This is a genomic window from Rhodococcus sp. YH1, assembly GCF_009939605.1.
Classification (GTDB): Bacteria; Actinomycetota; Actinomycetes; order Mycobacteriales; family Mycobacteriaceae; genus Rhodococcus; species Rhodococcus aetherivorans.
Genome location: NZ_WVTE01000212.1, coordinates 40570 through 52434, shown reverse-complemented (window position 1 = coordinate 52434; position 11865 = coordinate 40570). Strand labels below are relative to the sequence as shown.

Here is an 11865-nt window from a genome sequence, read left to right as displayed (position 1 = left end):
TCGCTCGCCAGGGAAGACAGCACCGCCGCCGCACCGTCGACCAGCGTGGCGGCCGCGGGATCGTTCACAATCTCGGACAGCGTGCCGTCGAAGTCGAGGAAGACGGCGGGCCGGCGTGTGCCGAGCAAGGCGGTCAGCTGCTGGAGCGACGCCAACGCGTCCGGGATCTCCGACATGCGCCGGTCGCCGGTGCGCACCGCCAGCTCGGCGAGGTCGTCGACCACCACGTCGGCGCCGCGGCGCCGCAGTTCGTCGCGATGATGGACCCGGTCCACGCCGACGACGAGACCGAACCCGCCGTGCCGGCCCGCGGCGACGCCCGCCTCCGCGTCCTCGACGACGACGGACCGGGCGGGGTGGACCCCGAGCCGGTGGGCGGCCTCGAGCATGGCCGCCGGATCGGGTTTGCCGGGCAACCCGAGTTCGTCGGAGACCACGCCGTCGACCCGGACGCCGAACAGGTCGGCGAGCCCGGCGGCCTCGAGCACGAGCGTGCAGTTGCGGCTCGAGGTGACGACCGCGGTGCCCAGCCCGAGGCTCTGGACCCGGCGCACGAGATCGACGCTGGACTCGAACACCGGGACACCGTCGCGGTGGATCCGCTCGCGGAACATCTCGTCCTTGCGGGCACCGAGCCCGCACACGGTCTCGACGTCCGGGCCGTCGTCGGGGTCCCCCCACGGCAGCGTGATGCCGCGCGAGGCAAGGAAATCGGCGACGCCGTCGACGCGCGGTTTGCCGTCGACGAACTTGCGGTAGTCCTCGTCGGTGAACTCGCGATGCTCCTCGCCGTCGCGTTCGGGACGACGCGAGAGATACCGGTCGAAGAGTTCCTTCCACGCCCCGGCGTGGACCGCCGCGGTGTCGGTGACCACCCCGTCGAGGTCGAAGATCACCGCGTCGTGACGGCGGGGGTCGATCACCGGTCCACTCATCGTCATCTCCCGGTCGATTCGTGCATGTGGGCCTGCTCCCTGTACTCGCTCGACAGGCCCACTATCCCACGGCGACCGGCATCGCTCCGGGCCGTTCACTCAGGCTCTTTCGAGTGGAAGGGCCGCGGCACGCAGCGATCGCCTCCCTCGGCAACGACGACCCCGGCCTCCTGAACGAGGTGCGAGCGCTGCCCTACCGAGGCTGCACGCCAATGGCATCCACGTCGACCGCACCGACGACTACACCCACGAACCGCAACCGCATCGCGCCATCGATGACCACCCCCGTCGCGTGCAGTCTCCGGACATCGACCTTTCGCGACGACGGTGTGGCCGATCATGCAGCGCCGAGGCCGACCAGGGCGATCATCAAGGGCAGGAGAACGATGATCAGGATCGCACCCACGACGTCGAACACCACCCCGCTTCGAATCATCGTGGTGATCGGGACGGCCCCGGAGCCGTAGACCACGGCGTTCTGCGGCGTCGAGACCGGAAGCATGAAGCCGAACGACGCAGCGAACGTGGCCGCGAGCGCCGGCACGAAGGGGTTGACACCGGCCGCCACCGCCACCGGAATCACGATCGGCACCACGACCGCCGCCGACGCCGTGTTGCTCGTCGTCTCCGATACGGCGATGGCCAGCACGACGGCGAAGACCGTGATGGCGACGACGCTCGTCAGGCCCAGCGAGTCCGCGACGGATGTGCCGATCGTCTCGGCGAGGCCGGTGTCGGCGAGCAGGGAGCCGAAGATGATGCCGGTGCCGAACAGCACGATCGTGCCCCAGTCGATCTCCGCTGCGTCTCGCCAGCGCAGCGTGAACTCGCGATTCTCCCAATCGGTCGGCAGAAGGTAGAGCAACGCCGCCCCGAAGACCGCGACCATGCCCTCGTCGAGCCGGTCGCTGATCGTGCTGTAGAGGTCCGAGTCGTTGCCGGCGATCACCGCGACGACACCGGGCAGGATCCACAGCGTCACCGTGACTCCGAAAGCGATGAGGGTGTTCTTCTCGGCACGAGACAGCGGACCCATTTCCGCGCGCTGCTGCGCCAGGTAGTCGGCGACGCCCTCGATACGTCGGATCTCCGGCTTGTTCAGGCGCAGCAGGATGACGGCGAGCGCGATGAACATCGACAGACAGATCGGGATGGCGATCACCATCCACTGCCCGAAGCTGATCCGCTCCCCCGTGGCCTCCTCGATGAGCCCGCGTCCGATGAGGTTGGGTGGGCTCCCGACCGGCGTCAGCAGGCCGCCCACGCTTGCTCCGTACGCGAGCATCAGCATGATCGCGGCGCCCACCCGGACGCGCAGCGGGTCGAAGTCGGGTGCGACGACGCCGCGGTTCTGCATGAGCTTCGCGATGACGCCGAGGATGCCCAGCGCCGTGGGCAGCAGCATCGCCACGGTCGCGGTGTTGGATACGAAGGCCGAGAGCCCACACGTGATCGCGCCGAAGGCGATGATCACCCCGGTGGTGGACTGGCCCACACGCGGCAGGGTCAGGATGCGGAACGCGAACCGACGCGCCACGCCGTGCTTGAGCATCGCCTGAGCGAGGATGAACGCTCCGATGAAAGTGAAGATCGTCGACGACCCGAACGCTGCGAGGACTTCGTCGGCCGGTGCCACCCCCAGAAAGACCACGACCGCCACACCGAGCAGTCCGGTGATCGGGATCGGCATCGCCTCGCTCACCCACAGCAGGATGACGCCGAGCAGCACACCGGCCAACGTCTGCTGTTGCGGCGGTATGTCGATCGGCAGGGCGAGGAAGACGATCGCGATCAGCGGCGCGAGAAACAGCCCAATCGTGCGGCGGCCCTTCTCGAACCGCTCCTCGGCGGGTGAGAGCCGCTGTTCGCCGAGGCTGCGATAGGTGGCGTGCCCGAGCAACGCCTTGTCGACGTCGGTTCGGTCGCCCTGGTTCTCAGCTGTCATGGCCCCTTCCCCACGACAGGGATCGGTACGGACGGAGTACCCATCCCCCGAGCGCGCTAGTCGTACTGCGGCATGATTTTCCGAGTCCATCAGGGTGCGTGCGGGTGGCGTGAGGTGCGTCCGCCGGGAGACGGCCGCGACATCGGGGAGCGATTGCACGCGAAAGCCCTCGTCGCGTTCACCCAATCCGGGGACACCGTCCGCCGCCTCGCCCGCCTGCACACCCCGCTGCCACTACTGGCCTTCACCCCGCTGCCCGAAGTGCGCAACCAACTCGCCCTGACGTGGGGCACCGAGACCTTCCTCGTCGACCCCGTCCGCACCACCGACGACATGATCCGCCAAGTCGACACCGCCCTCCTCCGACTCGACCGCTACCGGCACGGCGACCTCGTCGTCATCGTCGCCGGATCACCCCCGAACACCATCGGCTCGACCGACCTCATCCACGTCCACCGCATCGGCACCAACGACCACACCTCCCACTGACCATCAGGTCGGGGGGCAAGTGCACCAGTCCGGCCACGAGCACCGCGTAGCGCGTTCGAAGGCTGGGGCCGCGGCCCGTGCGCGACCCCAGCGCGTCGACCAGGGTTCCTCAGCGGCTGACGGCCTTCTGGTAGCGACGGATCGCGAAGGGCACGAACACGATCAGCATCGCGGCCGTCCACAGCAGCGACGCCAGGATCGGGTTCTGCAGCGGCCACGCGTCCGACACGGGCATCGCCGGATTGGTGTTGCCGAACAACTCCCGCACAGCCTGCGTCAGGGCCGACACCGGGTTCCATTCCGCGATCGTCTGCAGCACCGGGGGCAGCGAAGAGATGTCGACGAACGTGTTGGCCACGAACGACAACGGGAAGATCACCATGAAGCTCGCATTGTTGAACACCTCCGGCGTGCGGATCCACATCCCCACCACCGCCATCACCCAGGACAGCGCGTAGGCGAACAACAACAGCAGCGCGTATCCGGCAAGGGCTTCCCCGAACGACGAGTGGATCCGCCACCCGACGAGCAGGCCCGTCAGCGACATCACCACCAGGCTGAGCACGTTGATGAGCACGTCGGTGGAGGTGCGGCCGACCAGCACCGCGGACGGCGCCATGGGCAGCGAGCGGAACCGGTCGATGATGCCCTTCTGCAGGTCCTCGACCATGCCCAGACCGGTCCAGGTCGCCCCGAAGATCACCGTCTGGGTGAAGATGCCGGCGATGAGGAACTCGCGGTAGGACATCCCCGGCACCTGGATCGCGCTACCGAACACGTACGCGAACAGCAACACGAACATGATCGGCGAGAGCATCGTGAAGACGATGAGGTCGGGCACGCGCTTGATCTTGATGACGTTGCGCTTGGCGATGGTGACCCCGTCCGACACCATCATCTGAGCCGTGTTCATCCCACCGCCTCCTCGATCTTCTCGTCCGCCTCGTGCCCGGTGAGGGCGAGGAACACGTCGTCCAGTGTCGGTTTGCGCAACGCCACATCGGTGACGCGGATGCCCGCCGCGGACAGCCGGCCGAGCGCCATGGCCAGCACATCGGCGCCGCTGCCTGTCGAGCCGGTGTCGCTGACCGGCACGGTGACGCGACCGGATCCCGCGTCGGCCTGGATCTCGCCGACCGCGAGGTCGTCGAGCTCGCGGCGCACGGTCGGGATCGTGGCGGCGTCCGCGACCCCCAGCTCGATGCGTTCCCCGCCCACGAGGCTCTTGAGTTCGTCGGCGGTGCCGCGGGCGATCACGACGCCCCGGTCGATCACCGCGATCCGGTCTGCGAGCCGCTCCGCCTCCTCCATGTACTGGGTGGTGAGCAGCAGCGTCGTCCCCTGCGCGACGAGCTGGTCGATGACCTCCCACAGCTGGAGCCGGGCCCGCGGGTCCAGCCCGGTGGTGGGTTCGTCCAGGAACAGCACGGGTGGCTGCGCCACCAGCGCACCGGCGAGGTCGAGCCGGCGCCGCATGCCGCCGGAGTAGCCCTTGACCGGACGGTCCCCGGCCTCGACCAGGTCGAACTGCTCGAGCAGCTCACGCGCCCGCTCGCGGCTGCGCTTGATACCCAGATGGTAGAGGCGACCGACCATTTCGAGATTCTCGAACCCGGTGAGATACTCGTCGACCGCGGCGTACTGGCCCGAGGCGCCGATGTGCGAACGCAGAGCGCGCGCGTCGGCGACGACGTCGAGTCCCGCCACGGTGGCCCGGCCCTCGTCCGGTACGAGCAGGGTGGTGAGCACCCGCACCGTGGTCGTCTTGCCGGCGCCGTTGGGCCCGAGCAGCGCCGTCACCGTCCCTTCCGGGACTCGCAGATCGATTCCGTCGAGGGCCGTGACCCGTCCGTACCTCTTGATCAACCCCTCGGCGACTATGGCGTCGGCCATGAGTCCTCCCCGTCGTCGGATGTGCGCCCCAGTGTGCTACAGACCTCCGACAGGTTTCGAGCGGTTTTCCCGGCTCGTCAGATACCGGCCAGCAGTCGTTCCTGATAGCGCCGCATTCCGGTGAGCCAGCGGTCGTAGTCGGCGCCCTTCATCCGGTACATGTCGAGGACCTCGGGGTGCGGCAGGATCAGGAACTGCTCGGCCTCGACCCCCGCGAGCACCACCTCCGCGACGTCGGCCGGTTCGAGGACCGCCCCCGCGGAGGTGACGGCCCGCGCGGCCGCCACACCCAGCCCCTCGCCGGAGGTCTCCCCCTCGTGCAGCAGCTGGGTGTTCACCCCCATGGGGCACACGCAACTGACGCGGATTCCCTTGTCGCCGTAGGTGACCGACAGCCATTCGGCGAATCCGACGGCGGCGTGCTTGGTGGCCGAGTAGGTGGCCGAACCGATCTGCGTGAGCAGCCCGGCGGCGGAGGCGGTGCTCACGAAGTAGCCCTCGCCGCGCTCGAGCCATCGCGGCACCATCAGCTGCGCGGCCCGCACGTGCGCGCGCAGGTTCACGTCGAGCGCGAGGTCCCAGGCCGACTCGTCGGCGCCGAGCCCCGCTGCCCCGGCGACTCCGGCATTGGCGAAGTACAGCGCGACGGGACCGAGGTCGGCCTCGGCGCGGTCGACGATCTCCCGGATCCGGTCGGGGTCGGCGACGTCGGCGCCGACGCCCACGGCCAGACCGGCGCCGTCGGGATCGAGCTCGCGGGCCACGCGCTGCGCGGCGTCGCCGTCGAGATCGGCGACGAGCACCCGCGCTCCCGCGGCGACGAGCCGGGCAGCGAGTGCGGCGCCGATCCCGTTACCGGCTCCGGTGACAACGGCGACCTTGCCTTCGACGTGCACTGGCGTTCCTCTCGTCGGGGATGATGCCTCTCTGTTTAGTTGAATCAAACCTCGAGTTCAAGTGGTTGCCGTGGCGGCGCGCTCCGGGATCCGCAGCGCATTGGCCCACAGCCGCGTCAGCGTGGTCACCAGGACGTCGAAATCCACCGGCTCGGCGTCGCCGAGGGCGAGCGTCGAGTAGGCCAGGCGGCTGACCATGCCCGACAGCGCGCGCGAGGCGAGCATCGGATCGAGTTCCGGATCGGCGATGCCGCGCTTCTGCAGCTCCGCGATGCTGCGCGCGTTGCGCCGGATGAAAGTCTCGCCGCGCCGGCGCCGCAGCTCGCGGAAGCGCGGATCGATGCTCGCGACCTGCTCGAGCAGCACCATGAGGCGGGCGTTGCGGCGGTACGCCTCGAGGTACGCCCGGTTGCTGGCCTCGAGCACCGCGTACGGGTCGTCGGTGCCCGCGGCCCGGCCCATCCCCGGGTGCAGCATGTCCTCCTGGGCCTCCTGGAGGACGGCCGCGAACACCTCCTCCTTGTTGTTGAAGTAGGTGTAGAAGGACCCCGTCGAGCACTTCGCCTCACGCGTGATGTCGGTGAGCTTGCTGTCGAGGAACCCGGACCGCTCGAAGACGACCCGGGCCGCCGCGATCAGCTCGGCGCGGCGGCGCGCCCCGCGCTGGGTGACCGGCGGGTCGTGCAGCAGGTCCGCCGGCGCCATGGACGGCGCCGGTCCGTCCCAGTCGGCGTCGCGGCCCGCGTCGCCGCGGCCTGAGTGTGAGGCGGAATTCATGTCCTACTTATACCGTCCCGGTCGGCTCCCGGCCGTGATGTCCGGCCGGGTCCTCCCGGGTCCGGGCGGACACCGCCGCCCTCAGCTCCTCGCCAGCACCAGTCCCGACGTCGGCACGCCGGTGCCCGCGGTGACCAGTACGTTCTCCACGTCGGGAACCTGATTGACGGATGTGCCGCGCAGCTGGCGCACCCCCTCGGCGATGCCGTTCATCCCGTGGATGTATGCCTCGCCGAGCTGGCCGCCGTGGGTGTTGAGGGGCAGCCGGCCGCCGAGCTCGATCGCCCCGTCGGCGACGAAGTCCTTCGCCTCGCCGGGCCCACAGAACCCGAGTTCCTCGAGCTGCATGAGCACGTACGGCGTGAAGTGGTCGTAGAGCACCGCCGTCTGCACGTCCTGCGGGCCGAGGCCGGACTGCTCCCACAGTTGGCGGCCGACGATGCTCATCTCGGGCAGCCCCGTCAGGCCGTCACGGTAGTAGCTGGCCATGATGTACTGGTCCGGTCCGCTGCCCTGGGCGGCCCCCGCCACCACGGCCGGCGGCTGGGGCAGGTCCCGCGCCCGTTCGGTCGTGGTGACGACGAGCGCGACGCCGCCGTCGGATTCCTGGCAGCAGTCGAGCAGGTGCAGCGGTTCCGCGATCCACCGCGAATTCTGGTGGTCGTCGAGGGTGATCGGCCTGCCGTGGAAGAAGGCATGCGGATTCGTCGCGGCGTGCCTGCGGGCCGCGACGGCGACCTTCCCGAAGTCCGCGCTGGTGGCACCGGTGACGTGCATGTAGCGCCGGGCGGCCATCGCCACGAACGAAGCGGGGGTGCCCAGGCCGTGCGGATAGGAGAAGGCGTAGTCGGTGCCGGAGGAGTTGACCTGCGCGGACAGCGCGGTGTTGACCTGACCGTACCGCGCCCCGGAGCGCTCGTTGAACGCCCGGTACATCACCACCACGTCCGCGACGCCGGTGGCGACGGCCATCGCCGCCTGCTGCACGGTGGCACACGCCGCCCCGCCGCCGTAGTGGACGCGGGAGAAGAACTTCAGGCTCGGGATCCCCACCGCTCGTGCGACGGCGATCTCGGTGTTGGTGTCCATCGTGAAGGAGGTCAGGCCGTCGACGTCCGCCGGGCGCAGGCCGGCGTCGGCCAGCGCCGCCCACACCGCCTCCGCGGCCAGGCGCAGTTCGCTGCGGCCGGAGTCCTTGGAGAAGTCGGTGGCGCCGATGCCGACGATGGCGGCGCGGCGGGACAGGTCGCTCATGCGGAGCCTCCGATCTCGAGGACGGCCTTCGCGGTGATGTGGTCGCCCAGACCGTTCTTGCCGACGATGTCGACGGTGATGCGCCCGTCGTCCTCGACGGCGGCGACGGTCCCGGTCAGGGTCAGCGAGTCGTACGCGTACCAGGGCACCCCCAGGCGCAGCGAGACCGACTTCAGCACCGCGCGCGGACCGGCCCAGTCGGTGACATAGCGCTGCACCAGCCCGGTGTCGGTGAGGATGTTGACGAAGATGTCCTTCGACCCGCGCTGCTGCGCCTTGTCGCGGTCGTGGTGCACGTCCTGGAAGTCCCTGGTGGCCAAGGCCGTCGAGACGACGAACGTCGGATCGGCCCGGATCGTCAACGGCGGCAAGGATTGTCCGACGGTGACCGTTCCCGCGTTCATGCGCGCTCCTCGCTCGGCTGCCAGGCGTACAGGGTCCAGGGGTCGCCGCCGGTCTCGTCGTCGCCCGGGAAATCGAGAAAGATCGCCTCGACCGGCGTCCCGATGCGCACGTCGCCGGGGTCCACCCCGCGCAGTTCGCCGAGCATACGAACGCCTTCCTCGAGTTCGACGAGGGCGACGACGTACGGCACCGTCCGCCCCGGCACCTTCGGCGCGTGGTGCACCACGTAGCTGAAGACGGTGCCGCGGCCCGACGCGACGACGTAGTCGGTCGTCTCGTCCTTGGCCAGCCACAGCGCCGGCACCGGCGGGTGCTGCAGCGTGCCGTCGGGCCGCCGCTGGATACGCAGTTCGTGCGCGGCGACACCGTCCCAGAAGAACCGCGTGTCCTGCGACGCGGACGGCCGCAGCATGCGGGTGGGGTCGAGGTCCGCCGGAACCGCCGGGGCCGAATGTGACACCGGTTCGGTTGAATCGACAGAATGTGACATTCGGCCGGTCTCGCGGAGGGGCGGCGCGAACTTGAGGATGCGGAAGAGCATTTCGGCGACCACCTCGTCGCCGACCTTCCACACGCTGCGGGTGGTGAAGAACCAGCCCTCGCCGAGGCCGGTCTTCTTCGGTCCGGCGAGGTCCTCGAGGGTGGACTCGATGGTCACCTCCTCGCCGTGGCGCAGATAGCGGTGGTAGACCTGATCGCAGTTCGTGGCGACGACCGACGTGTAGCCCGCCTCGTCGAGGATCTCCGTCATCCGGCGGAGCGGATCGTCCTCCTCGCGCTTGGCGCCGAGGCCGCGCATGGTCCACACCTGCGCCATCGCGGGTGGCGCGACGAGGCCGCCGTGCCCGGCCGCGATCGCGGCGGATTCGTCTGTGTAGATCGGGTTCTCGTCGCCGATCGCCTCGAGCCAGTTGCGGATCAGCGGCAGGTTCACCCGGTCGCGGCCCGCACGCGGCTTGGACGGCCCGTCGGCGCGGACGCGTTCGGCGGCCGCGCGGATCTCGTCGTGGGGGGACGGCACGGCGGCGCTCATCGACACGTCCCCCTTCACCGCGGGACCCGGGGCATGGCCAGGCCCGCCGTCGCGATCAGTTCCCGCATCACCTCGTTGACACCGCCGCCGAAGGTGATCACCAGGTTCCGCTTGACCTGCATGTCGAGCCAGCGCAGCAGGTCGGCGGTCTCCGGGTCGCCGGGATCTCCGAACCGGCCGACCATCTCCTCCGCGAGCCGGCCGACACGCTGGATGCGTTCGGTGGCGAACACCTTGGTGGCCGACGCGTCCGCGATGTCGACCGCCTCGGATTCGCTGGCGGCGACCTGCCAGTTGAGCAGTTCGTTGAGCCGGAACGTCGCGTGGATCTCGCCGAGCCCGCGCCGCACGTCGGGTTCGCCGAGCAGGTCCCGGGAACGGGCCCAGGCGAACACCCGGTCGTAGAGCCCGCCCACGCGGCCGGCGGGGCCGAGCATGACGCGTTCGTGATTGAGCTGGGTGGTGATCAGCCTCCAGCCCTCGTTCTCCTCGCCGACGAGCATCTCGACCGGGACGCGCACGTCGCTGTAGTACGTGGCGTTGACGTGGTGCGCGCCGTCGCAGGTGATGATGGGGGTCCAGCCGAAGCCGGGGTCCTTGGTGTCGACGATGAGGATCGAGATGCCGCGGTGCCTCGAGTCGGCGCTGCCGGTGCGCACCGCAAGCCAGACGTAGTCGGCGTCGTGGCCGCCGGTGGTGAAGATCTTCTGCCCGTTCACGACGTAGTGGTCGCCGTCGCGCACGGCCGTGGTGCGCAGTGCGGCGAGGTCGGTCCCGGCGTCGGGCTCGGAGTAGCCGATCGCGAAGTGGACCTCGCCGGCGAGGATGGCGGGCAGGAACTTCCGCTTCTGTTCCTCGGTTCCGTAGACCTGCAGGGTCGGCCCGACCGTCTGCAGGGTGACACTGGGCAGCGGCACGTCGGCGCGCACGGCCTCGTTGACGAAGATCTGCTGCTCGACCTCACCGAAGCCGCGGCCGCCGAATTCGACGGGCCAGCCGACGCCGAGCCAGCCGTCCTTGCCCATCCGGCGCACGACCTCCCGGTAGGTGGGGCCGTGGCGCTCGGTGCGCATGATCGCGGCCTCCTCGGGGGAGATCAGGTCCGCGAAGTACCGTCGCAGTTCCGCCTGCAGCGCGCGCTGCTCGTCGGTCAGATCGATGAACACCGGGCCCCCACGAGGTCGAGTCGGTACGAGGCGCCGCCGAGCAGGCGCGCCAGATCCTTTGCGGTCGAGGAATAGCGATGCAGCGGATAGGTCTCGTCCACGCCGAGACCGCCGTGCAGGTGGTGCAGCACGCGCACGGCGGGCGGCAGCTCCGTGGCGATCCAGTACGCCGTGACGTCGAGGTCGTCGTCCGCGGCGGCGCTGCGGGCGTCCTGCGCGACCCGCCAGGCCGCGGCGAGCGCGGCGACGTGCAGGGTGCGGGAGGTGACGTAGACGTCGGCGATCTGCTGGGCCACCGCCTGGAAGGCGGCGAGCGGCTTGCCGAACTGGTGCCGGGTGCTCACGTGCTGTGCGGTGAGCTGCGTTGCGCCCGAAAGCAGTCCGTCCGCGTAGGCGCCGACCGCGGCGAGGGCGAGGCGGTACAGGACGGCGACGTCGGCGGCCGGGTCGGCGCCGTCGCCGAGGAGCAGGCCCGGCGCGGACTCGAGCCGCACGGAGCACTCGGGGGCGCGGGCCGACGACGGGCTCTCGGTCAGGGTCACGCCCGGCGCCGTGGGTTCGACGGCGATCACACCGGCGTCGGTGGGCACCAGGATCTTTCGCGACGTCGCCGCGTAGGGCACGCCGACGAAGTGCCCGGTGACGGCGTGGCGTTCGCCGTCGGGTACCGCCGTGGCGGCGGGGGACGCCGGGAAGGCGCGGCCGACCTCGGCGAGGGCGGCGGTGAGGACGGCGCCGTCGGCGACGTCCGCGAGCAGCTCGTCCTGTTGCGTGTCGGCGGCGAGGATCCGGACGGGCAGCACACCGAAGCCGAGGGTGGCCAGGGCGGGGACGGGTGCGGCACGTCGCCCGATCTCGGTGAGCAGTGCGGTGACCTCGGCGACGCCGAGGTCGTCACCGCCGAGCCGCGCGGGCAGGGCGAGGGAGAGCAGGTCGGCGTCGGCGAGGGCGCGCCACAGTTCGTCCGGCCTCAGGTCGCGGGCGAGCAGGTCGACGGCGACCTGGGCCACGGCCTCCTGCGTGTCGTCACGAGCGAAGTCCACGTTTCCACCTTCGATTAGAACGTGTTCTA

General features: G+C 70.1%; 11 protein-coding genes and 1 pseudogene. 1 reads left to right on the top strand and 11 read right to left on the bottom strand.

The features are described from left to right. The coding region (locus AIIKEEIJ_RS15935) for an HAD-IA family hydrolase (protein ID WP_161996070.1) at positions 1–935 on the bottom strand (935 nt) is incomplete at its 3' end. A 337-nt stretch (positions 936–1272) separates the two neighbouring features. Beyond that, positions 1273–2880: a DASS family sodium-coupled anion symporter gene (locus tag AIIKEEIJ_RS15930; protein WP_161996069.1), complete on the bottom strand. Its 1608-nt coding sequence runs from the start codon at positions 2878–2880 to the stop codon at positions 1273–1275. Between the two features lie 135 nt (positions 2881–3015). Between AIIKEEIJ_RS15930 and AIIKEEIJ_RS15925 the strand changes: the two are divergent. Beyond that, positions 3016–3369: pseudogene (locus AIIKEEIJ_RS15925) on the top strand (pyruvate kinase alpha/beta domain-containing protein); the annotation flags it as partial. Positions 3370–3478: 109 nt separating this feature from the next. Here AIIKEEIJ_RS15925 and AIIKEEIJ_RS15920 read toward each other — a convergent pair. From AIIKEEIJ_RS15920 to AIIKEEIJ_RS15880, 9 genes are all read right to left on the bottom strand, one after another. Continuing rightward, a complete protein-coding gene (locus tag AIIKEEIJ_RS15920) occupies positions 3479–4282 on the bottom strand; it encodes an ABC transporter permease (protein WP_006943393.1) in 804 nt (267 codons plus the stop codon). After that, on the bottom strand, positions 4279–5262 hold the full coding sequence (locus AIIKEEIJ_RS15915; protein ID WP_161996068.1) for an ATP-binding cassette domain-containing protein: 984 nt from the start codon (positions 5260–5262) through the stop codon (positions 4279–4281). The genes AIIKEEIJ_RS15920 and AIIKEEIJ_RS15915 overlap by 4 nt, the downstream gene beginning before the upstream one ends. Positions 5263–5339: 77 nt before the next feature. Beyond that, positions 5340–6158 carry an SDR family oxidoreductase gene (locus tag AIIKEEIJ_RS15910; RefSeq protein WP_029540809.1) on the bottom strand — a complete coding sequence of 273 codons (819 nt, stop codon included), beginning with the start codon at positions 6156–6158 and terminating at the stop codon, positions 5340–5342. Positions 6159–6215: 57 nt separating this feature from the next. Next, positions 6216–6935 (bottom strand): TetR/AcrR family transcriptional regulator, encoded by a 720-nt coding sequence (locus tag AIIKEEIJ_RS15905; RefSeq protein ID WP_043797593.1) that lies wholly within the window; start codon positions 6933–6935, stop codon positions 6216–6218. Positions 6936–7016: 81 nt separating this feature from the next. Beyond that, positions 7017–8189 (bottom strand): thiolase C-terminal domain-containing protein, encoded by a 1173-nt coding sequence (locus tag AIIKEEIJ_RS15900; RefSeq protein ID WP_161996067.1) that lies wholly within the window; start codon positions 8187–8189, stop codon positions 7017–7019. After that, complete coding sequence (locus tag AIIKEEIJ_RS15895; RefSeq protein ID WP_161996066.1) at positions 8186–8593, bottom strand: MaoC family dehydratase; 408 nt, start codon at positions 8591–8593, stop codon at positions 8186–8188. Before AIIKEEIJ_RS15895 ends, AIIKEEIJ_RS15900 begins: the two co-directional genes overlap by 4 nt. After that, on the bottom strand, positions 8590–9627 hold the full coding sequence (locus AIIKEEIJ_RS15890) for a bifunctional MaoC family dehydratase N-terminal/OB-fold nucleic acid binding domain-containing protein (protein WP_037201386.1): 1038 nt from the start codon (positions 9625–9627) through the stop codon (positions 8590–8592). Before AIIKEEIJ_RS15890 ends, AIIKEEIJ_RS15895 begins: the two co-directional genes overlap by 4 nt. Positions 9628–9641: 14 nt before the next feature. Continuing rightward, positions 9642–10793: an acyl-CoA dehydrogenase family protein gene (locus tag AIIKEEIJ_RS15885; RefSeq protein WP_006943410.1), complete on the bottom strand. Its 1152-nt coding sequence runs from the start codon at positions 10791–10793 to the stop codon at positions 9642–9644. After that, entirely contained in the window at positions 10778–11836 is a 1059-nt protein-coding gene (locus AIIKEEIJ_RS15880) for an acyl-CoA dehydrogenase family protein (protein WP_161996065.1), read from the bottom strand. Before AIIKEEIJ_RS15880 ends, AIIKEEIJ_RS15885 begins: the two co-directional genes overlap by 16 nt. Positions 11837–11865: the final 29 nt, after the last annotated feature.

Bases quoted from the DNA above. Each gene is read 5' to 3' on its own strand.
- AIIKEEIJ_RS15930 (WP_161996069.1), bottom strand. From the start codon at position 2,880: ATGACAGCTGAGAACCAGGGCGACCGAACCGACGTCGACAAGGCGTTG.
- AIIKEEIJ_RS15920 (WP_006943393.1), bottom strand. From the start codon at position 4,282: ATGAACACGGCTCAGATGATGGTGTCGGACGGGGTCACCATCGCCAAG.
- AIIKEEIJ_RS15915 (WP_161996068.1), bottom strand. From the start codon at position 5,262: ATGGCCGACGCCATAGTCGCCGAGGGGTTGATCAAGAGGTACGGACGG.
- AIIKEEIJ_RS15905 (WP_043797593.1), bottom strand. From the start codon at position 6,935: ATGAATTCCGCCTCACACTCAGGCCGCGGCGACGCGGGCCGCGACGCC.
- AIIKEEIJ_RS15900 (WP_161996067.1), bottom strand. From the start codon at position 8,189: ATGAGCGACCTGTCCCGCCGCGCCGCCATCGTCGGCATCGGCGCCACC.
- AIIKEEIJ_RS15895 (WP_161996066.1), bottom strand. From the start codon at position 8,593: ATGAACGCGGGAACGGTCACCGTCGGACAATCCTTGCCGCCGTTGACG.
- AIIKEEIJ_RS15890 (WP_037201386.1), bottom strand. From the start codon at position 9,627: ATGAGCGCCGCCGTGCCGTCCCCCCACGACGAGATCCGCGCGGCCGCC.